Source organism: Acidobacteriota bacterium (assembly GCA_028874215.1).
GTDB lineage: Bacteria > Acidobacteriota > UBA6911 > RPQK01 > JAJDTT01 > JAJDTT01.
Map to the genome: position 1 here is coordinate 137,452 of JAPPLF010000108.1, position 25,110 is coordinate 162,561.

The following is a 25,110-nucleotide window of genomic DNA, read 5'->3' on the forward strand; positions in this document are numbered from 1 at the left end:
GTGCCTCGTAATCCGGAATGACCCTGAGATCCCGCGTCGATCCGCATGAGATGAACCCATCGAAGTAAAGGTTGAATCGTGGCTGCAAGCGAGTCCAAGAACGGCGTCATCGCCTTCCTCTTCGAAAACTCCCTCTTTCTGATCGCCGGAGCGTTCGGCGCGCTGGTGTGGGCCAATCTGGACCACGACTCCTACCACCACCTGGTCCACCTGAAGCTGTTCGAGGACACGTTGTTCGGGACGCTGAAACCCGACGGCACGCGTGTCTTCGACCTCCACTACCTGGTCAACGATGTGCTGATGGCGTTCTTCTTCGCCATTGCCGGCAAGGAGGTCTGGGAAGCCACCCTTCCCGGCGGTCCTCTCAGCAGTCCCAGGCGGGCCGCCGTGCCCCTCGTCGCAGCGGTGGGGGGAATGGTGGCGCCGGCCGTCCTCTACCTGTTGGGCGCGGCTCTGGTCGGTCGCTTCGATGAACTGGCCAACGGCTGGGCCATTCCGTGCGCCACCGACATCGCCTTCAGCTACATGGTGGCCAGGATCGTCTTCGGCGCCGGCCATCCCGCGATTCCGTTCCTGTTGCTCCTGGCGATCGCCGATGACGCCATGGGCCTGCTGATTCTCGCGGCCTTCTACCCGCAGGGGGAAGTGCAGATGCTGTGGATGTTCCTGGCTGTCGCGGGTGTGGGAGTCGCCTTCCTGTTTCAGCGCCTGCGCCTCCGCAGCTTCTGGTGGTACCTGGCCATTCCCGGCTCGCTGTCGTGGATCGGGTTCGCCATGGCCGGACTGCATCCGGCTCTGGGCCTGCTGCCCGTCATTCCCGCCATGCCTCACCACCACTCCGACCGGGGCCTCTTCGATTGGAAGGAACTGGAGGCGACGGACACGCTGAACCAATTCGAGCACTGGTGGCAGAAGCCGGTGGAGTTGATCCTGATGCTCTTCGGCCTCTTCAACGCCGGCGTGCTGTTGAGCGCCGTGGATTCCCCCACCTTCCTGGTCCTGATCGGGCTCCTGGCGGGCAAGCCCATCGGCATCTGGGGCGGAGCCATGCTGGTGGCCAGAGGGTTCCGGTTGGGACTCCCCGAGGGGATCGGCTCCCGGGATCTGGTGGTTGTGGGGTTCGCCGCCGCCATCGGGTTCACCGTGGCGCTCTTCGTGACCACGGTGGCATTCCCGCCGGGACAGATCCAGGACGCCGCCAAGATGGGCGCGCTGGGTTCCTTCGTCGCGGCCCTGCTCACATACGTCGTGGCCCGGGCCACGGGCATCAAGCCGAATCCGGTGAAATAGACGTCGTCCTGCGGCGTTCGGACTACGCCAGCAGGGGCTTCACCACTTCCCCGTGGATGTCGGTGAGCCGGTAGTGGCGTCCCTGGAACTTGAAGGTGAGCTGGGTGTGGTCGATTCCCAGGCAGTGCAGGACGGTGGCCTGGAAATCGTGGACGTGGACCGGATCCTTCACCACGTTGTAGCTGAAGTCGTCCGTCTCTCCGTAGCTGATTCCGGGACGGATGCCGCCTCCCGCCATCCACATGGTGAAACAGCGGGGGTGGTGGTCGCGCCCGTAGTTGTCGTCGGTGAGCTTCCCCTGGCAATAGACGGTTCGCCCGAACTCGCCTCCCCAGATGACCAGCGTCTCGTCCAGCAATCCCCTCTGCTTCAGGTCGGTGACCAGCGCCGCCGAAGCCTGGTCCGTATCTTCGCACTGCCCCCGGATCTGGGCGGGGAGGTCGTCGTGCTGGTCCCAACCACGGTGGTAGAGCTGGACGAAGCGGACGCCCGCTTCGCTGAGGCGGCGGGCCATGAGGCAGTTGGCGGCGTAGGTTCCGGGCTTTCTCGAGTCGGGGCCGTAGAGCTCGAAGATATGGTCCGGCTCGTTGGAGACGTCGGTCAGCTCGGGGACCGAGAGCTGCATCTTGTAGGCCATCTCGTACTGGCTGATCCGGGTCGTGATCTCCGGGTCGCCGAAGGCCTCGGCCCGCAGCCGGTTGATCTGACCGATCCCGTCCAGCATCCGTCTCCGGCTGCGGTGGTCCACGCCGGGCGGGTTGGACAGGTAAAGGACCGGGTCCCCGACGCCCCTGAACTTGACTCCCTGATGGTCGGAGGGAAGGAAACCGGAGCCCCAGAGGCGGGAGAAGATGGGCTGGGGATTGGTCTTGATCCGGCCGATGGAGACCATCACCACGAAGCTGGGAAGATCCAGGCTCTCGCTGCCGAGCCCGTAGCTGAGCCAGGCGCCCAGGCTGGGGCGGCCCGGCTGCTGGCTTCCGGTCTGGAAGAAGGTGATGCCCGGGTCGTGATTGATGGCTTCGGTGTGAAGCGTCTTGACGATGGCGATGTCGTCCACGATCTGCGCGGTCCGCGGCAGGAGTTCGCTCACCCAGGCTCCCGACTCGCCGTGCCGGGAGAACTTGAAGAGGGAGGGAGCCACGGGAAGGGTCTTCTGCCGCGAGGTCATGCCGGTGATCCGTTGTCCCCGGCGCACCGAGTCGGGCAGGTCCGTCCCCCGATGCTTCTCCAGTTGGGGCTTGTAGTCGAGCAGGTCCATCTGGGCCGGCGCGCCCGACTGGAAGAGGAAGATGACCCGCTTGGCCTTGGGAGCGAAGTGGGGCAGGTCGGGCCGGATGCCGTGAGGAATCCCATTGCCGGTCCGGCCTGAGAACAGGTGGGGATTCAGGATCGAGGCCAGCGCGGCCGTGCCGATGCCGGTGCTGGTCCGGCCAAAGAACTGGCGCCGCGTGATCTCCAGCGGCAATCGATTTTCCGGGTCCACGTTTCTCACTCCCGGGTAATGGTTTCGTCCAGGTTCAGAATGCTGCCGGTCACGGTGGTCCACGCGGCCAACTCCACCGGGTCCAGGCTCGGATCGAACGGGGATTCGCCCACCTCGATCAGACGCCGGGCCGCCTCGGGATCGGACCTGTAGTAGCTTCGCTGCTGTTGGAGGATCCGGTCCAGGATCGGGGCCTCTCGCGGGTCGGGCGCCCGTCCCGTCGCCAGACGGAAAGCGAGGCGGATCCGATCCTCCGTGTCCGAGGCCGTTCCCTTCAGAGTGCGTTGGGCCAGGGATCGGGCCGCCTCCACGTAAGTCGGGTCGTTCAGCAGGATCAGCGCCTGCAACGGAGTGTTGGTCCGCGGCCGCCGCATGGTGCAGGTTTCCCGGTCGGGGGCGTCGAATGCCATCAACGTGGGCGGAGGAATCGTCCGCTTCCAGAAGGTGTAGAGGCCACGGCGGTAGAGGTCCGGTCCCTCTCCCTGAACATATTCCTGGGCCGTGTACTTCTCGCCGTAGGCCATCTCCTTCCACAGTCCGGGGGGCTGGTATGGATAGACGCTGGGTCCACCGATCGTGTTCACCAGAAGGCCGCTGACTCTCAGGGCGTTGTCACGAACCAGCTCGGCCGGCAACCGAAAGCGGGAGGCCCGCGCCAGCAGCCGGTTTTCCGGGTCCCTCTCCAGCAGCTCCGCCGTGACGCGGGAACTCTGGCGGTAGGTGGCGGACGTGACCAGGAGCCGTTGCAGGCCCTTCACGTCCCATCCTGAGCCGACGAACTCGGTGGACAGCCAGTCCAGAAGTTCCGGGTGGCTGGGTTGATCTCCCTGGGAGCCGAAGTTCTCCGCCGATTTGACGAAGCCGTTGCCGTAGTACATCTGCCAGAACCGGTTCACCGTGACTCGCGCCGTCAACGGGTGGTCCGGGCCGACCAGCCAGCGGGCCAGGCCCAGGCGGTTGGGAGGCGCATCCTGCGGGAATGGCGATAGCGCGGCAGGAACACCCGGCTCGACCTTCTCCCCGCTATTGCGGTAGTCACCCCGATCCAGGACCATCGTGTCCCGCGGTTCTTCCATCTCCTCCATCACCATGATGGTGGGGACGGCCGCCTGCAGCTTCTGCTCGTTCCTGCGAAGCTCCTCCTGCTCCCGGTGCAGTTGACGATAGAGGGCGGGAGCGTCTCTATCCAGGTAAAACCGGAGCAGATCCTCCTGCTTCTGTTCGGTCCGATCCTCTTCCGGTTCCCGCAGGATGGCCCGGATGGGATGGTAGACGGCCAACTGCTCCACTTCGTTCGCCGACAGGGTCCGATCGTAAATGCGCACCTCGTCCATCCGGCCGTCGAACATCCCCTTGGCGTGGCGCCGGCCCAGCAACAGTGGGCGCTCGGACCGGATGGATCCGGTCAGGGTGTCGTTCAGGACCTCCACTTCCTGAAGCTTGCCGTCCAGGTAGAGGGCCACGCCGGAGGCTCTTCCGGAGCCGTCGTAGGTGAAAGCCAGATGATGCCATTCGTTCAAGGACACCGGGGTGAGCGAGCGGACCTTGATGGCGTTGTCCGGCCAGGCATGAACCAGGTGCGCCATGAGGAGGGGCCCGCTGTATTTGGGGCCCTCGTGCTCCTTGAAGTCTCCGACGAAGAGGTCGTAGCCGCGGAGACCGTCCAGATCATCCATCCGGGCGACGACGGCCTGGTCCCCCTCGTTCCTGAGCCGGACCCAGGCCAACAGAGAGAAGGCGTCGGTCCGCTCGAACCCGCCCAGGTCGCCCAGGTCCACATGGCTGCGAATGGTGAATTTGAGGGCGCCGCCGACCTTGCCCTCGGCCGGGACCAGTTCCTCGCCTCTGGGTTTTCCGTGACGGTAATGGCCGCTGGTGTCCGAGGTGTGGTGATCCAATTCGTAATGGGCCAGGAGGCCCTGGCGGGGACTCTCGGGAAGCTTGGCCGAGGTGGGAGCCTCCCACTCCCGGACCAGGGACTTCAAGCGGCTCTCCGGCATCTGGTTCTCGATGGCCTCCAGCCTCTCCCGCAACTCCTGCAGACGGCTTGCCTGGTCGGGATAGGGCATTTCCATGACCGGCGCCGCGTTGCCTTTCCGTCCGTCCAGGCCCTTTTCGGGGATGGTGTTGAAGAAGGCCGAAAAGCGGTAGAACTCCCGCTGCCGAATGGGGTCGTACTTGTGGTCGTGGCAGCGGGCGCACCCCATGGTCAGGCCCATCCAGACCGTCGACGTCGTGTTGACCCGGTCGACCACGTACTCCAGCCGGTACTCCTCGGGAATGGCGCCTCCCTCGAAGTTGATCATGTGGTTGCGGTTGAATCCGGTGGCCAGCTTCTGTTGGGACGTGGCCTTGGGGAGCAGGTCGCCGGCCAGTTGTTCGATGGTGAATTCGTCGAAGGGCTGGTTCCGGTTGAAGGAATCGATGACCCAGTCCCGCCAGAGCCACATGTCCCGGTGGCTGTCGATGTGGTAGCCGTGAGTGTCGGCATAGCGGCTGGCGTCGAGCCACTCCAGGGCCATCCGCTCACCGTAGTGCCGGGAGGCGAGGAGTCGTTCCACCACCTTCTCGTAGGCTCCGGAGCTCCGGTCCGCCAGGAAGGCGTCCACCTCCGCCGGTGTGGGCGGCAGTCCGGTCAGGTCCAGCGTCACCCGGCGGATCAAGGTGACGCGATCCGCTTCGGGTGACGGTTCGAGCCCCTCGCTTTCGAGACGGGCCAGGATGAACCGGTCGACAGGATTGCGGACCCAGGAGACGCGTTTCACCTGCGGGAGGGAGGTCCGGCGCGGCTTGACGAAGGCCCAGTGATCCCTGGCCTCGGCGCCTTCGCTGATCCAGCGCCGAATGAGGTCGACCTGGTTCCGGTCCAGCTTCCGGTCGAATTCGGGCGGCGGCATCCGCGCCGCCTCGTGGTCCGCCGAAATCCTCTGGTACAGGCGGCTCGAATCGGCGTCTCCCGGAGTGACGATCCTGTACCCGTCCCGGTCCTGGAACAGCGCTTCCTTCGAATCGAGGCGCAGGTCCGCCTGCCTCACCTTTTCGTCCGGGCCGTGGCAGGCGAAACAGTGGTCGGAGAGGATGGGGCGAATCTGGCGGTTGTAGTCGACGGCAGTGGCCGCCGGCTCGGCGTGGACCGGTGGCGCAATCGCACCGGAGACGAGCACGCCTGCCAGAACCACAGTTCTCGCCGTCCGTTTTGCGATGCCGGCCGTCACGTCTGATTGACTCATGATATTCAGACCCGAGTGTAGCCCAAATGGGTCGGCTCCGCTCCGGGCAATGGCCGGTCGATCTGTGCGGTGAGTGTACGCCGGGCGAAGACCGCGCCGCAACCTGTGGATACACCGAGATTTCAAGTGATCTTCGCGGCTCCTTGAATCCCGCAACTTATGCTCTGGACGGTTCTTCCCCAGGTCATTCGCGGCGTGCAGGTGGCAGTGGGCGAGGCGGCCTTCCGGGACGTGGCCTTCAATCCGTTGGGCGGCGTCGATCGGGGCGAGGTCACCGTGGTGGCCGAGGCCGGCCAGGACTCCGAAGCCGCCCTGCTGGTGGAACGAAAGACGGCCCCCACCGTGAGCGACGCCATCGGCGCACAGGAGATGTCCCGGATGGTGGGATCAGACGCCAGCGACGTGATGCAGCGGGTCACCGGCGTCTCCTTCGTGGACAGCAAGTACGCCCATATCCGCGGCTTGCGAGAGCGCTACAGCTCCACCATGCTCAACGGCGCCGCACGCTGAGCATCCGGAGACGCCGAATTTCGTCGCCGGGCGACCTCAACGGCACTGGGCGCTCGCACCTCCCAACGGTTTCATTTCCCAGTGACTCATTCCTCAATTGGTTCGGAAACCGCTGCCGCCTCACAGGCGACCAACGTCCAAAAGTACCGGCCGAATGAACTGCTCAGCCGGAAAGTTGCTCGCGATTCTGGTCCCCGGGGTGGACGGCAGGTATTCTCCAAGACTACCGGCCGCGTCATGAAGGGCTCGGGAGACGCCACGTCCACGCGTTCCAGGCTGCAGCAGGAATTTGCTTGATCAGTCTTCTACTCGGCTCATTTTCGAGTTCATTTTTGGCTTGGTGGCTGTTTTTCGCCCTCTCGCCGCCGCAAGCCGGCGGTCCCCCATCAGAGCATGGTCGCCGGGTGGACGGATCGATCGCCCAACAGGCGCAGGAACAGGAAGAGGCGGCTCTGTACTTTCCGGACTACGTGGACGGAGGCGGATGGTCGGTACAACTGGCGCTCAGCAACGTCGACCCGGACGCGGCAGCCGAGGTCCGGGTCGAAGTCTACGATCCCGAAGGACAACCGGTCCTGGATCTGTTCGATTCCGATTTGACGTTGGAGATTCCAGCGCTGGGCAGCCGAGTCATGAGAAGCGCCGGCTCCGGAGCCATTCGGCGGGGTTGGATCCAGGTCGGGGCCGACGCGCCCACGATCAGTGGACTGTTGACCTACCGGCACGCCGAATCCGGAGTCGAAGTCGGCGTCCAATCCGTCGAGCTGGGGAACGAATTTGCGCTGTTCGTCGAGGAATCGACGACGGTCGGCGCCGGAATCGCCATTTTCAAGCCGGACGCCTCGTCTGGGCTCGAGCTCAGAATCCGCGACGAGGAAGGGAACGATCCCCTGGAGGGCGGGTTCGCCCCCTGGGCGGATTTCCACCAATCGGCGCTCACGCTTCCGGAATGGTTCTCGGTGGAAGGAATCGATACGGAATTCCTGAATGACTTTCGCGGCCTGCTGTTGCTGGAGACCGGGGACGAGTCTCCGTTCGCCCCGCTCGGGTTGCGGTTCGGAAAGGGGACTTCTTCGCTCTCGGCAGTGCCGGCGGTCCGGACCCGGAGTCAGGAACCTAAGGAATCTGCCCTGATCTTCCCCGACTACGTGGATGGAGGCGGATGGTCGGTGCAACTTGTGCTCAGCAACGTCGGCCCCGAGGATGCAGCCGGCGTGCGCGTTGAAGTCTACGATCCCGAAGGACAACCGGTCCGGGATCTGTTCGATTCCGATTTGACGTTGGAGATTCCCGCGCTGGGCAGCCGAGTTTTTAAAAGCGCCGGCTCGGGGACCATTCGGCGGGGTTGGATCGAGGTCGAGACCGGTACGGCAGCGGTGAGTGGTTTGTTGACCTACCGGCACGCCCGGTCGGGGATCGAAGTCGGTGTCGAGCCCGCCCGTTTGGGGAAGCAATTCGCGCTGTTCGTGGAGGAATCGGGAACCGTCGGAGCGGGACTGGCCCTCTTCAAACCGGATGCAGAATCCAGGGTCGAGCTGAGAATCCGCGACGAGGAGGGGAACGATCCGTTGAACGGATTGTTCCTCCCCTGGAGAGACTTCCAGCAGTCGGCGCTCACGCTCCCGGAGTGGTTCGACGTGCCCGGGGTGGATGCGGGATTTCTGAGGAACTTTCGAGGTCTCCTGTTTCTACGGACGGAGGATGAATCCGGCTTCGCCGCGCTGGGGTTGCGTTTCGGGAAGGAATCCTCTTCGCTCTCGGCGGTGCCGGCGATTCGGATCCCGGACGGCGGCGGCATCGGCGGCGGCCATGCCCCCCCGCCGACGGTAACGCTGTCCGCCTCTCCGAGTTCCATCGAACGAGGCCAGAGCACGACGCTGACCTGGTCTTCGACGAATGGGGAAAGCGCTGAGATCGAACCGGACATCGGTAGGGTGCCGGCATCCGGGTCCCGAAAGGTGTCGCCGAACGTCACCACGACCTACCGCATCATGGTGACGGGAGCGGACGGACAGACGGCTGCGGCGTCGGTCACGGTGACGGTGGCCGTTTCCGAGCGAGCGGCATTGGGGGCGCTGTTCGAAGCGCTGGGCGGATCGACGTGGACCCGCAGCGAGAACTGGCTGACGGACGCCCCGCTGGAGGAATGGTATGGAGTCGAGGTCGACAGCCAGGGCCGGGTGATCGTATTGCGAATGGCCGCCTGGGTCGAGACCGAAGATGGCGGCCGCGAAAAAATCGGCAACGGCTTGACAGGATCGATCCCACCGGAACTGGGCTCACTCAGCCACCTGAGGATCCTGGATCTCAGTCACAACCAACTGGAGGGGCCGATCCCGGCGCAACTCGGCAACCTCTTCAGCTTGACGTCGTTGGACCTCAGCCATAACCAACTGGAGGGGCCAATCCCGGTTGAGTTGGGCGCGCTCGCCCGCTTGAGGCGACTGTTGCTTCAGTGGAACCGGTTGACGGGGCCGATCCCGCCGGAGCTGGGCGCACTTGCCCACCTCGGGGTCCTGGATCTTAATGCGAACCAACTGGAGGGGCCGATTCCCCTGGAGATCGGCAACCTGTCCAGCTTGGACTGGATGAATCTCGAGGGGAACAGGCTCACCGGCTCGATCCCGGTCGAGTTTGGCAACCTGACCAGCCTGGAGCGTCTGTTTCTCCGCCGCAATCTATGGCTGTCCGGTCCCCTGCCCCTGTCCCTGGTGGCGCTCACGGAAATGGAGGTCTTTCGCGTGGACGAGACCGGGCTGTGCGCGCCGCTCGACGCGGATTTCCAAGTGTGGCTGGAGGGGATAACCGACGCTTCCGTGATGAATTGCGGGGAGGTGCCGAACCCAGTGCTGTCCGGCACGGTGTGGCATTCGCCGGACGTGATCACCCCTGCCGACCCTTCGGCGCTGGACAGCGTGCAATACGTCGGGCGTGGAACGCGGGGGTTCTTCGATCCGTTCGTGAAGGATTGGCGGGATGACCTGAACCTCTACCTGTTCCGCGCACGCTTCGGGCAACACGTGATGGAGGTGCAGGCGCACCCGCGTTATGGGTCCGTGGAGTCCGCCCGTGACGCCGCCGAGGCGCTCACCCCTCCATTGGGGCGGATACCGTACGCGCTTCTCGCCGGAGGCAGTGAGTTAGAGATAAGCCCAACGGAAACCGTGGGGGCGGGGGGCAATGGCTGCCACGGTGGCATTTTCCACCTCAATGGCCCCACGAGCGACGTACTGACCGGGTTCGTGGAGGAAGTGCTGCTCCACGAAGGGGCGCACGTCTCCTTGGACGACTGCAATTTTCCGGAACCGCGCACGATCCCCCGGCACAGCGGCTCGGCCGGGTGGCTTGCGGCACAGAAGGCTGACGGCAGGTTCCTCACGGCGTACGCACGAGACTATCCCAACCGTGAAGATGTGGCCGAATCGATCTGGGGTTGGTTCGTGGTGCGCTGCGTTCCCGACCGGATGCCGCCTTGGGTCGCGGAAGCCATCAAGGCTGGCATCCCCCATCGGCTGGCATATTTCGACTCGCTGGATCTCGATATGTCGCCGTACTCCTGCACCATTCCCTCGGCAATCCGGGCCGAGTCCCTCCCCGAGCGACCAACCCCGCGTGGCGGGGAGGACGAATAGAGGAGAACGGCGGGAGCTTTCGTTCAGATCCTCTCCGGCAGCGTCCAAGGCTCCCGGTACGGTTTGGTGAGCATGGCATTCGCTTCCGAGTCGTGCGGGAAGGTCTCGGTCTCGGGGTCGAACTCCAGGACCCGACCGACCCGGTACGCGATCTCGGCCAGGTGAATGACGCCGCAACTGAGATGGGCGACGTCGGCCGGAGCATTGGGCGGCTTCCGGGTCTTGACGGATTCCAGGAAGTTGGCCAAGTGGGCCTTCGAATTCTGGGCGTACTCCCGTCCCGTGATGCCTGGTCCCTTCTCCTCCTTGCGGCCCATGTAGACCTGGAAGTGGCCGCGGCGGGAGAAGATCATGTATCCCTCCGTCCCGTAAAAGGCGTTGCCGTTGTCGTATCCATGGAGCCCATAGGGGGTCCACAACCGATCCTCGTAGAGCAGCACCTTCCCTTCCGCGTACTGGAGGGCCACTGTCATGTTGTCCGGGTACTCCCGTTCCCCTTCCAGATCGATGGTGCTGCCGTGGGCCGTGATCCGCACCGGATGGGTCGTCACCCCCAGGGCCCAGCGCGCCATGTCGATGTCGTGGGCGCCGTCGTCCCCCATGTCTCCGTTCCCATAGTCCCGGTAGACGCGCCAACTCCGGTGGAAGCGATTGGGGTTGAAGGGACGCTTGGGCGCCGGTCCCAACCACCGGTCGTAGTCCACCCCGTCGGGGACGGGACCGTCGGGCTTGGGCTCCAGGGCGTTGCCGCGCTGAACGTTCCAGGCCTTGGTCATCTTGATCTCCCCCAGCAGTCCCGACTTCAGGACCTCCGCGGCCCGCAGCGTCACGCTGGTGGAGCGCATCTGGGTCCCATGCTGGACGATCCGGTCGTACTTCCGGGCGGCCTCGACCAGAAGCCGGCCTTCCCGGAAGACGTGAGATGCGGGTTTCTCCACGTAGAGGTCCTTGCCCGATTGCAGGACCGGGATGGCGATGGGTATGTGCCAATGATGGGGCGTGGCCACCACCACGGCGTGGATGGAGGTGTCGTCCAGGAGCCGCCGGTAGTCCTTCACCAGCCGCGGTTTCTTGCGATTTGCCTCCTGGACCCTTCCGGACACCTGTTCCAGAACCGCGTCGTCCACGTCGCAGACAGCGGCGATATGGACGTCATCCCTGAGGAGAAGGTTTCTCAGGTGGCCGCGTCCCATGCCGCCGGTCCCGATGAGGCCCACGGATATCTGATCGTTCAACGATGCCCGGGAGGCCTTCAGGGCCGGCGCGGCAAACGCGCCGGCAGCCGTGGTTCCGGCCAAGGCGGTGAGGAATTCTCTTCGAGCTACGGATTTCATGCCGAGTTCCTTTCCGATTGCGAAGTTCAACGGACCACAGGGACGAACGGACGAAAGCATCCACGCCGGGATGCAACACCGGCTCCTGCCTATGCGGCCGAGATCAGACGTCGACGCCGGACGCCTGCAGCAGGGCCCGTTGCACCGCAAGATCGTGCTCCGGCGTGAAGAATTCGACCCCTCTGCCTTCGCGGATGGCGCCGGCCAGATCGTCCACGTCGGGCAGATAACGCGCCGAAGGCCCCACCGGTACGTCGTGGACCCCGGCGCCGAACTCGCCGTGGGGACGGCTCAGGGCCAGTCTCACCCTGGGCCGGTCGGGAGAGTCGATCTGGATGGAGCCTTCCTCTCCGAAGACGTAGAAATAACGGTTCCCGTTGAGGCTGTGGCTCTTGACCACGGCCACAGCGAGGTCGAACTCAAAGGTGGCCAGCACGTCGTCCTCCAACTGGTCCGGGACCGGGTCGCTGTGGCGCAGCACCGGACTCACGCGGTTGGGGGCGCCGAGGAGCCAGATCAGGGCGTCGATCATGTGTCCGCAGATCTCGAACATCTGGCCGCCGGGGTAGGTGTCCAGGCGCCGCCGCCCGGCCGGGCTCAAGGTGTCGTTCATCTGACAGACCGCGGATCGAATCCGGCCCAGCCACCCCTCCCGGATGGCCCGATGAGCCAGGCGGAAAGCAGGATTGTAGCGATACACGTACCCCATCTGAATCAGCAGGTTCCGGCGTCCGGCTTCCTGGAAGAGGCGCTGCAGGGCCGTCAGGTCGGCCCCCGGCGGCTTGTCGATCTTCAGGTGCTTGTTGGCCACGATCACCCGGTGGGAGTAGCGCAAGGCCTCCAACGGATCGGTTTCGATGCAGACCATCCGAACCCGGTCGTCTCTCAGGATCTGCTCGACGTTGGTCCAGGGAACGCCTTCCCAGCGGGGACTCTTCCCGGCCCGGGCGCGCAGCTCCGGATCGGGCTCCGCCACGCCCAGCACTTCGTAGTTGGAGGACTGGCGAAGCGTCCGCAGGTGGCCCACGGCGTGGGGATGGCTGGTTCCGATGATGGCGGCGCCGATGGGGTGGGACGCCGCCGCCGCCGCGGCCCGCGCCTCCATGGCCGCTACACCGGCCACCGCGGCCGTGTGAGAGAGGAACTGACGTCTTGCGATCCTGGCCATTCGATTGTCTCCCGGAACCAGTATCCACAAGCATAGTCCAGCGCCAATCCCGCATCAATCCCGCCTTTCCATGGTGTTGCGTCACCTCTACCAGTGTGGTTCTATTTGGGCCGATGAATGACTCTCCAGAACGGCCAAACCGCCGACGCTTCCTCTCCAGAACGGCCCTGACGGCGGGTTCGGCAGCCGCCGTTTCGCTGCCCGCCTCCCTGGCCTGCAATCCGGCTTCCGGCCCGGCCGTCGCCGCCCCCTTGGACCTGACCGTGGCGCGGACCGAGACGACGACGGTCGACGTTCCGTTCCGGCCGGTTCCGGCCCGGAACATGATCCGGGAAATCCCCCACTGGACCGTGTTCGAAATCTGCAAGGTGGAGCTCAAGTGCGGGGTGACCGGATTCGGCGAGACCATGGAGTACTACACCTGGGGCCGGGTCTCGGACGAGAGCCTCCAGCGGGTGCAGGGAAAAAACGCTGCCGAGCTCATGTGGGACGATTCTCTCGGCGCCGGCCTTCAGATGGCACTCTTCGACGCCGTGGGCAAGGCCTGGGATGTCCCCTGCCACCGTCTGCTGGGACACCGGGTTCGGGAGCGGGCGCCGGTCAGTTGGTGGGACATCGACATGCCGGGTTCCGACTGGGTCCTGGAGTGCGCCGAGGCGATGCGGCAGGGATACAAGGCCTTCAAGACCAAAGGGCGCCCGTGGTTCGACCTGGACCAGCAGTTGGCGACCCTGATACCCACCTTGCCGGACGATTTCGAAGTGGACATGGACTTCAACGGATTTCTCCTGGATGCCGACCGGGGCGTCGAGCGGCTCAAGCGTTGGGAGGCGTATCCGCAGATCGCCATCTACGAGACCCCCATCCCCCAGGGCGACATCCCGGGGAACCAGCGGCTCAAGGCGGCCACCCGGGTCCCCATCGCCATGCACTACGGGAATCCGGATCCGGCGGTGGCGGTCCGGGAAGAGGTCTGCGACGGATTCGTCGTGGGGGGCGGAGCCTCCCGGGTATTGAGAGCCGGCCACTTCTCCGCCGAGGTGGAGCTACCGTTCTGGCTCCAGTTGGTGGGGACCACCATCACGGCCACCTTCTCCCTCCACCTGGGAGCCGTCCTCAAGCAGGCGGTCTGGCCGGCGGTGAACTGTCACCAGCTCTACACTCACGCCATGCTGAGCCAGCCCATGAAGGTGGCCGAAGGGAAGGCCTCGATCCCGGAAGGTCCCGGCCTGGGCGTAGAGCTGGATGAGGACGCCGTGGAACGGTTTCGCATCGAGCCCCTCAAGGAAAGGCCGTACCCGTATCCCGGGCTCCTGATCGGCATCCGGTGGCCTTCCGGCCGCACCAGCTACTACGCCCACGCGCGCCAATACTGGGAGGACTTCAGCGCCGACAAGCTGCCCGTCTTCGCGTCCGGCGTGGACCTCAAGCACATCCCCGACGACGGATCGCAGGCGTGGAGCAACCTGCAGGCTCAGGCGCAGCAGGGGGGAGTGCACCTGGAGGAGCCCCGGTTGTGGTAGTGACGACGGACTGCAAGGAGGAGAACTCGTGTTGTTGCTGAGACTGGCCGCCGGCCTGTTGCTTTTGCTTTCGACGAACCTGCCGGCCAAGGACAAGGAGCCGCCGGCGCCGCTGGACCTGGGCTCCAGGCTCGAACTCTTCGTGGACGGCTTCCTCATCGAGTCCATGGACGGGCTGGAGCAGAGGCTGCACCATCCCGTGTCCGCAGGAAAGATCCTCACATTGGACAAACCCTGGGAAGGCATCACCTGCGATTACCAAGTGGTCTTCAAGGATGGGGACCTCTACCGCATGTACTATCGCGGAAGCAGTCACGAAGGCTACACCATCCCTTCGTTCCTGAAGCCGGGCGAGACGGTGGTGCGGGTGCATCCCCAGTTCGCGCTCTACGCGGAGAGCCCCGACGGCCTGACTTGGGCGCGGCCGGAACTGGGGTTGGTCGAGTTCGACGGTTCCAAGCGAAACAACATCGTCCTGGAGGGAGACGGGGCCCACAATCTGGCTCCCTTCCGGGATCAAAACCCGGATGCAACCGCGCCACAACGCTACAAGGCGGTCGGTTCCGGCGTGCGGGACAAGAAACCGGTGCTGTACGGGTTCGTCTCAACCGACGGCCTGAGATGGAGCAAGATCCGGGAGGAGCCCATCATCACCGACGGCAAGTTCGATTCCCTGAACGTGGCCTTCTGGGACACGATCCGCAAAGAGTACGTGGCCATCTACCGCGATTTCCAGCACGGGGTCCGAACCGTCAAGGCGGCCACATCTCCGGACTTCGTGAATTGGTCTCCGGGTGAATGGGGCCAGTTCGGAGACGTGGAGCGGGACCATCTCTACACCAACGGCACCACGCCCTATTTCCGCGCTCCCCAGATCTACCTGGCTTTCCCGCGGAGGTACATTCCGTGGAAGACCCGTCTCAGCGAGTCCCCTTGGCCGGGCGCGGCGGACACGGTCTTCATGACCAGCCGCGACGGCGTCCACTGGGACCGGCGTTTCATGGAGTCGTTCATCCGTCCCGGACGGCAGCGGCGGGCCTGGATGCATCGGACCAACCTGGCGTCTTGGGGCGTCGTTCCCACGGCTTCCGATGAGATCTCCCTCTACGTGCTCCGGGAGCGGGATTTCCCCTCGGTTCATTTCGAGCGCATGGTCCTGCGGACCGACGGATTCGTCTCCATTCGGGCCGGGTACCCGGGAGGCGAGCTGGTGACCCGTCTGTTCACCTTCGACGGCGGCGCGCTGGTGCTGAACTTCTCCACCTCCGCCGCCGGAAGCATCCGGCTGGAGCTTCAGGACATCAACGGACATCCCGTCCCCGGCTTCTCTCTGGCGGACTCCCCACTCATCTTCGGAGACGAGATCGAACACCGTGTCGAATGGAAGCGCCCCACGGGCCAGACCGACCGGGAGCCCTTGAGACACCTGGCGGGCAAGCCCCTGCGGTTGCGGTTCGTGATGAAGGACGCGGATCTCTATTCCATCCGTTTCCAGTGAGGTTTCCTGGCATTTTATGGAGAGGACGGACGGCAGCGCAGCCGAAAAAGCCCGGCGCGGATCAGGATTGAATTCGAACCGGAGAACTCCGGCGTTCATTGCAAGACGCGAGTTTCTCGGACGGAGTCTGATGGCGGGCGGGGCTGCCGCCGCCGGAGTTCGGGCGCGCCGGATGGTGGCCGCACCGGCTCCGGTCAGGGTCCTTTGCTGGTCGGAGCGAACGGAGCCCCAGGACGTCTACCCGGAGGGAATCAGCGGGGCCATCGCCCGGCACCTCCATACCCTTCCTGATGTGAAGGTCCGAACCGCCTCCATTCAAGATCCGGACCAGGGGCTCGCCTCGTCGGATCTGGACGGAACGGACGTTCTGATCTGGTGGGGACACAAGAAGCACAAGGAGGTCCTCTTCGACCGCGTCGCCGACGTGGTGGCCCGGGTGCGGGCCGGCCGGCTGGGATTCATCGGGCTGCACTCGGCCCACTGGTCCAAGATGTTCAAGAGCATCCTGGAATGCACCGGGAACCTCGGGGGCTGGAGGCACGAAGCCGGCCCCGAACGCCTGAAGGTGGTGGCTCCGTCGCATCCCGTCGCCCGGGGCATTTCGGACTTCACCATCCCCGAAACGGAGATGTACGACGAGCCCTTCGACGTGCCTCCGCCGGAGAAAACGGTTTTCTTCAGCTATTGGAAGACCGGGGAGCAATTTCGCAGCGGATGCGTCTGGACGGTGGGAAAGGGGAGGGTCTTCTATTTTCGTCCCGGGCATGAGACCGACCCGGTCTATTTCCATAAGGAGCCGCTTCAGGTGGTGGCCAACGCCGTCGGGTGGTGCGCCCGCCGGACCTGAGGACAGGCTTTTGGTCCGGGCTTCGAAGCGTCGCTTGAGGCGAATGCCCGATTGAATTCGGCGGGCATTGGAGGAAGAACATGGAATCGTGGAAACGGAAGCTGAGGATGGGGATGGTCGGAGGCGGCCAAGGCGCCTTCATCGGGGGTGTTCACCGCATGGCCGCCGTTCTGGACCAGCAGGTGGAGCTGGTGGCGGGCTGCTTTTCTCGAGATCCCGAGAATACCCGGATCACGGGAGAGCAGTTGTACGCGGACCCCGCCCGCTGCTACGGCACCTACCAGGAGATGGCGGCCCGGGAGTCGGTGTTGCCGGCGGACGAGCGGATCGACTTCGTCAGCATCGTGACCCCCAACGCCTCCCATTTCCACATCTCCAAGACATTTCTGGAGGCGGGCATCCACGTCGTGTGCGACAAACCCATGACCTACTCGCTGGCGGAGGCGGAAGATCTGTGCCGGCTGGTGGAGCGGACGGGCCTGGTCTTCGCCCTGACCCACAACTACACGGGACACCCGCTGATCCGGCACGCCCGGCAACTGTTCCGGTCCGGCGGGATGGGCACGGTCCGCAAGGTCATCGTCGAGTACCTGCAGGATTTCCTCTCGGTCCCCCACGAGAAGCTGGGGCAAAAGCAGGCCTCGTGGCGGGTGGACCCGGCCCAGGCCGGCGCGGGCGGCACTCTGGGCGATTTGGGAGTCCACTGTCTGAACCTGCTGGAATACGTGACCGGGGATCCGGTGACCTCGATCTGCGCCGACACGAGCCATTTTCTTCCGGACCGGACTCTGGACGAGGACGCCAATATCCTTTTGAGGCTCAGGGGAGGCGGCAAGGGCGTCTTGACCATCAGTCAGATCGCCACCGGCGAGGAGAATGGGTTGCGTCTCAGAGTGTACGCGTCGGAGGGGGCCGTCCTCTGGGCCCAGGAGGACCCGAACCAGATGCAGTTCTATCGATATGGCGAGCCCCGGCAAACTCTGACCCGCGGGCGCGGCGAGTACCTGGACGAAGCGGCCGGAGCCGTGACCCGAATCCCGCCGGGCCATCCCGAGGGGTACCTGGAGGCCTTCGCCACCATCTACTGCGGCGCCGTCGATGCCATCCGGCGGCACCTGGACGGTGCGCCGCTGACGCCTCGGGAGTACGGCTTTCCCAACGTCTATGATGGCCGCCGGGGACTGGAGTTCATCGAGAAGGCGGTGGAGTCCAGCGGCCGCGGCGCGGTCTGGGTGGAGATGTCCCAGTGAGGAAAACTCTGGTTTCCGGATTGCTGGGCCTGTTGCTTGGCCTACCGTCCTCTCCGGCCTTGCGCGCCGGAGACCCCGAACCGGGCTTCGTCTCCCTTTTCAACGGCCGGGACCTGACCGGTTGGAGGACGATCAGGCAGCGGAATCAGGGATGGCTGGTTCGGGACGGCCTCTTGATCTGCCCCGAAGGCGAGGGGGCCAAACTCCTCACGGAGAAGGAATACTCCGACTTCATCCTCCGTTTCGAGTTCAAGCTGACGCCGGGAGGCAACAACGGAGTGGGTGTCCGGACTCCCCTGGACGGACACGCTTCCATCGACGGGATGGAAATCCAGATTCTGGACAACACGGCGCCGAAGTATGCCGGGATCCAGCCCTATCAGGCGCATGGATCGGTCTATGGCCTGATACCGGCTCGCCGCGGCGCGTTGGCGCCGGTGGGGGAATGGAACCGGCAGGAGATCGCGCTCCTGGGCCGCCGGGTAAAGGTCACGCTCAATGGAACCGTGATCGTCAGCGCCGACCTGAATGACATCCGGGACGCCGAGGCGCTGCAAAGGCATCCGGGAGTGATGCGCTCCCGAGGGCACGTGGGTCTGCTGGGCCATTCCACTCACGTGGAGTTTCGCAACGTCCGCATCAAGGACCTGGGGGGAGAACAGCCGGACAATCTGGCTCCCGAGGGGTTCCAGGCCCTGTTCAACGGCATGGACCTGGAGGGCTGGAAGGGCCTGGTGGCCGATCCCAGGAAACGGGCCGCCATGGATCCGGCGGAGCTGGCGGCGGCCCAGCGCGAAGCCGATGTCAAAATGCGGAAGCATTGGAGGGTCCAAGACGGTGTCCTGCTCTTCGACGGGAAGGGCGACAGCCTCTGCAGCCGCCAGGACTTCAGGGACTTCGAGCTGTGGGTCGACTGGAAGATCGAGCCCGAGGGGGACAGCGGCATTTACCTGCGGGGGAGTCCCCAGATTCAGATCTGGACGGACCCCGAGGGATCAGGCGCCATCTGGAACAACAAGACCAACCCGTCCAAGCCCAAGTTGGCGGCCGACAATCCGGTGGGGGATTGGAACCAGTTCCGGATCCTCATGACCGGCGAGAAGGTAACCGTCTGGCTCAACCATCGCCTGGTGGTTCACAAGACCGTCATGGAAAACTACTGGGAGCGGGACAAGCCCATCTATCCCACGGGCGCCATCGAGCTCCAGGCCCACGGGAACCCCCTCTACTTCAAGAACGTCTACGTCCGCCGGATCGACTGAAATCAGGGTTCGGGCGCCACGGCGTCCCAAACCAGGGCGTGTAGGGATTCCGGCAGCGATCCGGCCACCGCCAGGGCGGCCTCACGCCCCTGCGGGGACATCTTCCGCCAGGTCTTTTGAAGGATGTCGGCCAGCTTGGCTTCGTCGTGCATCCGGGAGAATGCCTCGAACTCGTTCTCCAGGAAGACCAGGCAGACGGCGTCCTCCAGAAGCTGTGACTCGGGGTCCAGCTTGAGGCGCAGTTTCCTGAGCAGGGCCTGGACCCGTCCGATGGTGACCTCGTCGTATCCTGCCTCGCCGAGTATGCGTCCCGCCTCCTGGGCGTGGTACCGGGAGAGAGTCTTCCGCCAACGTTTGTATCCGGCTCGTCCCAGTGGATACCGGTCGCGGGGAATGGTCCAGCGGCGGAGGTGTTGGCAATGGGCCGCCAACAACAGAGCCTCCGACGCCTCCGGCTGCAACCGGCGGACCCAAGTCACCAGCCGGCGGTGGTAGTGGACCGACCAGGCGACTTGTTCATCTTCCGTCTCCACCGTGACCGGATCTTCACAGTGCGCCGCCTGGAATCGGGCGACGGCCAATTGAAATCGGGAGTCTTGGGCAGGCATTGCCCGATGACTATATCAGGCTCGCCTTCTCCTTCATCGAGGGGTGCAAATCCGCGCCCGGGCAGGCACTTCTGTCCGGATGCCGCCTCAATATGACACCAGGTGAGGCCGGAGGGCATCCTCGTCGAACTCCACCCCCAGACCGGGACGGTCGGGCACCAGCAGGGCTCCGTCCTGAAGGACCATGGGGTCCTTGAGGACGCCGTTGCGCCAGGGAATTTGGCTGGGGGCGATCCACTCCAGGATGAGCGGATTGGGAATGGCGGCCAGGACATGGGCGGCGGCCATGGTCCCGACCGGTCCCTTGGTGTTGTGCGGCGCGATGGAGACCTGGTGGGTTTCGGCCAGTGCGCAGACTTTCTTCATCTCCGTGATGCCGCCGACGTAAACGGGGTCGGGCTGCGCCACGTCGACGGCGCCGGCCCGGAAGAAGTCGTTGAAACGGTGCTTGCTGGTCAGGCGCTCGGAACCCGCGATTGGGGTCAGGGTTCCCTGCCGTACCTGTGCGTATCCGGCGGGATCTTCGGGGATGGTCGGTTCTTCCAGAAACAGCAGGCGATAGGGTTCCAGAAGACGGGCGACCTCCAGCGCGGCCCCGGGAGCGAAGGCGGCATGGGGATCGTCCATCAGCAGCACCTCTTCGCCCAGGGTCCGGCGAAGGGCGGCGTAGCGCCGGTCGATGTTCCTCAACTCCTGCCGGCTGATCCCGGGGCCGCGGGCCTCCTGGATGGTGATGCCCGACTTGAGCGCCTTGAAGCCTTCGTCCAGGACCCTCTGGGCGTGGGCCGCCAGCGTGTCCTCATTCCCCCCTCCGAAGTGGGAGTAGACGGGAATCCGGGCGGAGCGGGGACCGCCCAGAAGCGTGCAGACCGGGGCGCCCAGGGCCTTTCCCTTCAGGTCCCAGAGCGCCTGGTCGATGCCGCTGATGGCGCTGGTGAAGATGATTCCTCCGGTTCGATAGGCGGTGCCGCCGCCGGAGTAGAGATCCCGGTAGATGCTCTCGATGTCGAGAGCGTCCCGGCCCAGGATGTACGGTTTCAGTTCTTCGACCATGCGGGCGACCACGGTCTCCTTCCGGCTGTAGGTCGCCTCGCCGATGCCGGTGAGGCCTTCCGCGGTGTGGACCCGCACGTGGGTCCACTTGCGGCCGCAGTCCGACTGGACCAGTTGAACGCTGACGTCCCGGATCGGCATGGAGACGCCGGACTCGGCCGTTGAGGCCCGGCCGGGAGCCGCGCCGGAGGCCCGCTGGCCCAACCCCCACAGGCCGGACCCGAATCCGGCAGTCTGCATCAGAAACTGTCTTCGGTTCATGGTGGAAGTCTCTCCGGCCAATCGGTCAATGCCCGACGCCTCCAGCCGGGGTCACGACGGTTCGATACGGTCGGCCCCCTCGATCCCCTCGGGACGGGCAAAGCTCCGGTACCGGGTCCGGATCTCCACGCCGCTGACGAAGCGGGTCCAGCTCGCCGTCGGCGTCAATCTCCGGGCCAGGATCTCGACCCTGTTCTCCCCCTGTCTCAGCAGTTCCGGATCCAGCTTGGTCCGAAGCCAGTGGGCGGCAAACCCGGACGGCGCCTCGATGGGCCGGCGCAGCCGGACCGGAATTCGAAGCGCGCGTTCATCCGTCACCTCGAAGCGCTCCCAGGGCAGAAGACGTCCGTTGAGGCGGATCCGGATCTCGTCCTCGACCGAGAAGTTCTGGAGCCGGAGCGTGAGCCGGGGTTTCCTCAACTCGCCGTCGTTCGCCGCTTCCTCCAGATCGTCGGCGACCTGAAGCGTCAATCCGGCCCACTCGCCCTCCTTCAGTGCGAGCGGAAGCCTCCGGCCAGGCGGAGGATCGGTAAAGGTTCCGGCCCCTTCCGCCGGCTGGAGAAAATACCGCTTGCTCTCTCGCCGGTAGGTTTCCGGATAGGCCATCTCCCGGAGGATCTGATGCTCCTTTCGCGCCAGTGGCCAGCGCAGGTAGCCGAGATAGAGGCCGTTCGCACCCTGCGACCTGAGGGACTGTCCCAGGGCTCGATACATTTCGATGGTGGGGCGGGGCGTCCGTTCGTCGTAGACTCTCAAAGGAGGACGGACGTAGACTCCCGCCCGGCCGCCAGCCGCGTCAACCATCCAGCCCACGTCCACGGCCGGCTCGAAAAGTTGGTCCGAGACCTGGCCCACCACCAGGTCCACGTCCCCTTGCCGAAGCCAGGTTTCGACATCCAGCCCGACCTTGAGGTTCTCTTCCTTCCGGTGGAACACCCGCGCGCTCACGGTGATGGCCCGATTCCGGCTGCGGCCCACCCCGTCGGCCAGCTCCCGGACCTGGCGCACGAAGCGGTTCATGACGGGGAGGTTCTTTTCCACGTCCCGCTTCTTGAAGTAGGCGGAGAAGAACATGAAGTCCAACTCGATCCCGTCGGCGCGATAGTCCTTCAGAACCTCCCGGACCATGGCCAGCTTGTCTTCCCGGACGCTGTTCAACGAAAAGTCATAGCAGTACTCGAAACTCGGATGCCTCGGGTCCGGCTCGCCGATGCAGACCGACCTCCCCTGTTTCCACTTGAGCCACCCACAGCGCTGGGAGCCGGGCCGGTTCCCGTCCTGAAGCTTCAAGCTGGGAAGAACCGGCAGACTTTCCTCGCGTCCCCGGCGGATCACCTCGCGCAACTGGTCCGTCCCCAACTTCCTGGCGTCCCGCACCATGCACATGATTCGCCAGTCGATGATGTGTTCCCAGGTCTGCTTCTCCTGTCCCACGACGCGCCCGACCCTGCTGTCGTGGAAATACACGTCGCCGTAGCCCAACCCCAGGACCAGCATTCCCACCCCGGTCCCCAACACCTCGTCCACCGGACGCTGGAGCTGAAACCGGCTCACCGGGGGATCGATTCGCTTGGCGTGGAAGTGGTGGGCGTCGTTGTAGTAGATGAGGCGGGGCAGCTTCCGTTTCCCGCCATCCACTTGGGGCGCGGCCTCACGTTCCGGCGGTCCCGCGGAGGGCCGTCGCGACGCCGCCAGCGAAGAGGCCGCGACGCCGGGTCCGACGCCCACGAATCGTCTCCGGGTCCAGTTCGGTTTCATGATCTCGGGACTGCTGTCCGTAGGATCCCGCTATCCCTGAGGATCCCGTTTCCAGCCCTCCATCTGCTCCCGGTACCACTCTTCCCCGTGCACTTCCTTCTTGTTGAGATACCGGCTGATGTGAGGAAGGATCTTCAGTTCCCGGTCCCGAACCGGAAGCCGGACGGGAGCGTAGCCCTGACGGTGTGACTGGCGCAGGGCAATGCCCAATTCCAGGGCCAGCCGCAGGTCGTCACCGCTGGTTCGCGGCGGGATTCCCTGTTCCAGGGCGTCCACCAATGACTGGATTCCGGCCATCTGACGTGTTCCGGGATGCCGCCACCCCTCGTCGTCATAGACCCGGCGCCCGAGTCCCGAATCGGGGTACAGTTCCTGGATCTCCTCGAGGCTGTCCCGCCGCCGGGGATCCTTGGCGCTGGCCTTCATCCGGAAGAGGCGAAACGTATACCAGTCGCTCACGAAGACCCCTTTGCTGCAGAGCACCTCGATCCCCATGCGCGCCACCCGCTGGTTGTGAATAAAGCACTCAATGCCGTTGCTGAAGCGGACGGTTCCGCCCATGCCCTGGTCCTGGTCGCTGAAGGGGTCGCCTCGGGTCCAGCCGCATACCCACTCCACGGGCGCATCCCGGGCGAACAGCCTCATGACGCTCAGCCCCTGGCACCCGCCCCCGGAGATCTCGTTGGTGGATTGATAGAGGTTCAGACCGCGGACTTCTCCCAGTTCCCCGGATTCCAGGGCGTCTCGAGCTTGCCAGAACTGGGGAAAGTTTCGGTACATGTCGCCGCCGGCGAAGACGATTCCCTTTCTCTTGCAGGCTTCGACCATCTCGTCCGCCTGCCGGAGGCTCGCGGATATGGGCTTCTCGCAGTAAATCGCCTTGACCGGGAACCCGGTGCATCCCAGAACCACGCCGGGATTGGCTTTTACCGGAAGGATCGGGGAGACGATGTCCACCTTCTCCCGGGCCAGCATCTCCCGGTAGTCCTTGTAACCCGGAACGCCGAACCTTCTGGTGAACAGTTCCAGGTTCGCCGGGTCGATATCGGCGGCGGCCACCACCTCGGTCCGGGGGTGGAGCACATAGCCCCTGGCATAGCCGGTCCCCTTCCGGCCGCATCCCACGATGGCGGCCCGGTACGGGGACCGCGCCGCAGGCGCAACAGCCTCGACGGAGGCCTCTTGAGAGGCGACCGCGAACAGGGAGACTCCTCCGGCCCGGAGAAATTCACGCCGGTTCTGACCCGAAACCTCCCGGAATAAGGTCTTGACGGGTTGAGAACCGGTTCCGCCAACGACTGAGAAATCTTTCGGCCTCATCGATGCACTCCGTGTTGGATCAATCCCTCGCCGTAACGTCTGGAAATCGATGCCGGACTGGAAATCCCGGCTGGTTCAAGAGAGTACCCATGGGCCTGGCCTGTTGGCAAATCGCGGGGTGCGGGCTGTGGCGCGATTCTGGAGAACGGCCGGACTATGCCTGCGGAAACGGCGGATGCGGTTCAGGGAGATTTCTTGAGTGCCTGAAGGGCGAGGGGCGTGATCAATCGAGCCGTCAGGGCCGGCGAAAGGCGGTTCAAGCCGATTATCAACCGGCCCAGCCCGGTCAGATGCACTTCCCGGCGCCGCCGGCGAACCGAATCCACAATGGTTCGAGCTACGGATTTCGAGGTCGCCGGCCGGAACAGCGTCAGGGCGGGCGTGGCACTTGCGGCGAGTCGAGCCACCTTGTGAAACTCTGTCTCCGTCAGGCCGGGACAGATGAGGCTGACCCCGACGCCGCTCCCTCTCAGCTCACCCCATAGTGACTCGGCCAGGGCCGCTTGCGCGAACTTGGTCACGCAGTATGCCGAAAAATAGGGCATGGCCCTTCTGCCCACCACACTGCTCACCAGGACGATATGCCCGCTACCTTGCTGGAGCAGCCCGGGAAGGGCGGAATGGATGGTCTCGTAACCGGACTGGAAATTGACCTGCCAGATGCGGGCCACCTCTTCAGGCGGAACCTCACCGACCGGACCCACGATGCCGTAGCCGGCGTTGGCCACGACTACGTCCAGACCCTGCAGGGTCCGCCGGCATTCGCCAACGATCTCCGTCCCGCGGCCCGGCCGGCTCAGATCGTGGGAGGCCCAGACGGCCCTTCGCGCGCCCCTGCGGAGGCACTCGTGGGCCACCTGCTCCAATCGCCCGCTCCGGCGAGCCACCAGGAAGAGTTCACAGGATTGAGCGGCGAATGCGTAGGCGGTGGCTTCCCCGATACCGGACGACGCCCCGGTAATAAGGACTTTCCCGCCCTTCATCAATCAGCCCGGTATTGGTCGCCGGGGGCGATGTGAAATGCGGGCCGTTATTCCTCGTCCAGTTCTTCCGGCATGAGCACGAACTCGGGATAGGCTT

At 64.8% G+C, this 25,110-nt stretch carries 17 protein-coding genes; 8 read left to right on the top strand and 9 right to left on the bottom strand.

Translation table 11 applies throughout. The annotated features are described in order from the left end of the window. Positions 1–78 precede the first annotated feature (78 nt). Positions 79–1,290, top strand: coding sequence for a Na+/H+ antiporter NhaA (locus tag OXT71_22335; protein MDE2929135.1), 1,212 nt, complete (start codon positions 79–81; stop codon positions 1,288–1,290). Between the two features lie 22 nt (positions 1,291–1,312). Here the strand turns inward: OXT71_22335 and OXT71_22340 are convergent, their stop codons facing one another. After that, positions 1,313–2,785, bottom strand: coding sequence for a DUF1501 domain-containing protein (locus tag OXT71_22340; GenBank protein ID MDE2929136.1), 1,473 nt, complete (start codon positions 2,783–2,785; stop codon positions 1,313–1,315). Then, positions 2,782–6,006, bottom strand: coding sequence for a DUF1553 domain-containing protein (locus OXT71_22345; protein ID MDE2929137.1), 3,225 nt, complete (start codon positions 6,004–6,006; stop codon positions 2,782–2,784). Before OXT71_22345 ends, OXT71_22340 begins: the two co-directional genes overlap by 4 nt. A 159-nt stretch (positions 6,007–6,165) precedes the next feature. Here OXT71_22345 and OXT71_22350 point away from each other — a divergent pair, with 159 nt between their 5' ends. After that, positions 6,166–6,516, top strand: a complete 351-nt coding sequence (locus OXT71_22350; GenBank protein ID MDE2929138.1) for a hypothetical protein — start codon at positions 6,166–6,168, stop codon at positions 6,514–6,516. 332 nt (positions 6,517–6,848) lie between these two features. Further along, on the top strand, positions 6,849–10,148 hold the full coding sequence (locus OXT71_22355) for a hypothetical protein (GenBank protein ID MDE2929139.1): 3,300 nt from the start codon (positions 6,849–6,851) through the stop codon (positions 10,146–10,148). Positions 10,149–10,171: 23 nt separating this feature from the next. Here the strand turns inward: OXT71_22355 and OXT71_22360 are convergent, their stop codons facing one another. Both OXT71_22360 and OXT71_22365 read right to left on the bottom strand, forming a co-directional pair. Then, complete coding sequence (locus OXT71_22360) at positions 10,172–11,482, bottom strand: Gfo/Idh/MocA family oxidoreductase (GenBank protein ID MDE2929140.1); 1,311 nt, start codon at positions 11,480–11,482, stop codon at positions 10,172–10,174. Between the two features lie 103 nt (positions 11,483–11,585). After that, positions 11,586–12,650: a Gfo/Idh/MocA family oxidoreductase gene (locus OXT71_22365; protein ID MDE2929141.1), complete on the bottom strand. Its 1,065-nt coding sequence runs from the start codon at positions 12,648–12,650 to the stop codon at positions 11,586–11,588. 113 nt (positions 12,651–12,763) lie between these two features. On the opposite strand from OXT71_22365, the gene OXT71_22370 reads away from it, so the two are divergent. From OXT71_22370 to OXT71_22390, 5 genes are all read left to right on the top strand, one after another. Beyond that, a complete protein-coding gene (locus OXT71_22370) occupies positions 12,764–14,173 on the top strand; it encodes a mandelate racemase/muconate lactonizing enzyme family protein (protein ID MDE2929142.1) in 1,410 nt (469 codons plus the stop codon). Between the two features lie 28 nt (positions 14,174–14,201). Beyond that, the gene (locus OXT71_22375) at positions 14,202–15,671 is read left to right on the top strand and encodes a hypothetical protein (GenBank protein MDE2929143.1); all 1,470 of its coding nucleotides are present in this window, start codon (positions 14,202–14,204) and stop codon (positions 15,669–15,671) included. Between the two features lie 130 nt (positions 15,672–15,801). Continuing rightward, a complete protein-coding gene (locus OXT71_22380; GenBank protein MDE2929144.1) occupies positions 15,802–16,518 on the top strand; it encodes a ThuA domain-containing protein in 717 nt (238 codons plus the stop codon). Between the two features lie 80 nt (positions 16,519–16,598). Next, on the top strand, positions 16,599–17,768 hold the full coding sequence (locus OXT71_22385) for a Gfo/Idh/MocA family oxidoreductase (protein ID MDE2929145.1): 1,170 nt from the start codon (positions 16,599–16,601) through the stop codon (positions 17,766–17,768). Next, a complete protein-coding gene (locus tag OXT71_22390) occupies positions 17,765–19,030 on the top strand; it encodes a DUF1080 domain-containing protein (GenBank protein ID MDE2929146.1) in 1,266 nt (421 codons plus the stop codon). The genes OXT71_22385 and OXT71_22390 overlap by 4 nt, the downstream gene beginning before the upstream one ends. Positions 19,031–19,032: 2 nt before the next feature. On the opposite strand, the gene OXT71_22395 is transcribed toward OXT71_22390, so the two are convergent. The 5 genes from OXT71_22395 to OXT71_22415 form a co-directional block, all read right to left on the bottom strand. Beyond that, on the bottom strand, positions 19,033–19,638 hold the full coding sequence (locus OXT71_22395; protein MDE2929147.1) for a DUF4202 domain-containing protein: 606 nt from the start codon (positions 19,636–19,638) through the stop codon (positions 19,033–19,035). An 87-nt stretch (positions 19,639–19,725) separates the two neighbouring features. Then, positions 19,726–20,952, bottom strand: a complete 1,227-nt coding sequence (locus OXT71_22400) for a mandelate racemase/muconate lactonizing enzyme family protein (protein ID MDE2929148.1) — start codon at positions 20,950–20,952, stop codon at positions 19,726–19,728. Positions 20,953–21,003: 51 nt separating this feature from the next. Then, positions 21,004–22,710 (bottom strand): hypothetical protein, encoded by a 1,707-nt coding sequence (locus OXT71_22405; protein MDE2929149.1) that lies wholly within the window; start codon positions 22,708–22,710, stop codon positions 21,004–21,006. 30 nt (positions 22,711–22,740) lie between these two features. After that, positions 22,741–24,030, bottom strand: a complete 1,290-nt coding sequence (locus tag OXT71_22410) for a Gfo/Idh/MocA family oxidoreductase (GenBank protein ID MDE2929150.1) — start codon at positions 24,028–24,030, stop codon at positions 22,741–22,743. A gap of 182 nt (positions 24,031–24,212) precedes the next feature. Next, positions 24,213–25,013 (bottom strand): SDR family NAD(P)-dependent oxidoreductase, encoded by an 801-nt coding sequence (locus OXT71_22415; GenBank protein MDE2929151.1) that lies wholly within the window; start codon positions 25,011–25,013, stop codon positions 24,213–24,215. Positions 25,014–25,110: the final 97 nt, after the last annotated feature.

Bases quoted from the DNA above. Each gene is read 5' to 3' on its own strand.
- OXT71_22345 (MDE2929137.1), bottom strand. From the start codon at position 6,006: ATGAGTCAATCAGACGTGACGGCCGGCATCGCAAAACGGACGGCGAGA.
- OXT71_22350 (MDE2929138.1), top strand. From the start codon at position 6,166: ATGCTCTGGACGGTTCTTCCCCAGGTCATTCGCGGCGTGCAGGTGGCA.
- OXT71_22360 (MDE2929140.1), bottom strand. From the start codon at position 11,482: ATGAAATCCGTAGCTCGAAGAGAATTCCTCACCGCCTTGGCCGGAACC.
- OXT71_22365 (MDE2929141.1), bottom strand. From the start codon at position 12,650: ATGGCCAGGATCGCAAGACGTCAGTTCCTCTCTCACACGGCCGCGGTG.
- OXT71_22370 (MDE2929142.1), top strand. From the start codon at position 12,764: ATGAATGACTCTCCAGAACGGCCAAACCGCCGACGCTTCCTCTCCAGA.
- OXT71_22380 (MDE2929144.1), top strand. From the start codon at position 15,802: ATGGCGGGCGGGGCTGCCGCCGCCGGAGTTCGGGCGCGCCGGATGGTG.
- OXT71_22385 (MDE2929145.1), top strand. From the start codon at position 16,599: ATGGAATCGTGGAAACGGAAGCTGAGGATGGGGATGGTCGGAGGCGGC.
- OXT71_22395 (MDE2929147.1), bottom strand. From the start codon at position 19,638: ATGCCTGCCCAAGACTCCCGATTTCAATTGGCCGTCGCCCGATTCCAG.
- OXT71_22400 (MDE2929148.1), bottom strand. From the start codon at position 20,952: ATGAACCGAAGACAGTTTCTGATGCAGACTGCCGGATTCGGGTCCGGC.
- OXT71_22405 (MDE2929149.1), bottom strand. From the start codon at position 22,710: ATGAAACCGAACTGGACCCGGAGACGATTCGTGGGCGTCGGACCCGGC.
- OXT71_22410 (MDE2929150.1), bottom strand. From the start codon at position 24,030: ATGAGGCCGAAAGATTTCTCAGTCGTTGGCGGAACCGGTTCTCAACCC.
- OXT71_22415 (MDE2929151.1), bottom strand. From the start codon at position 25,013: ATGAAGGGCGGGAAAGTCCTTATTACCGGGGCGTCGTCCGGTATCGGG.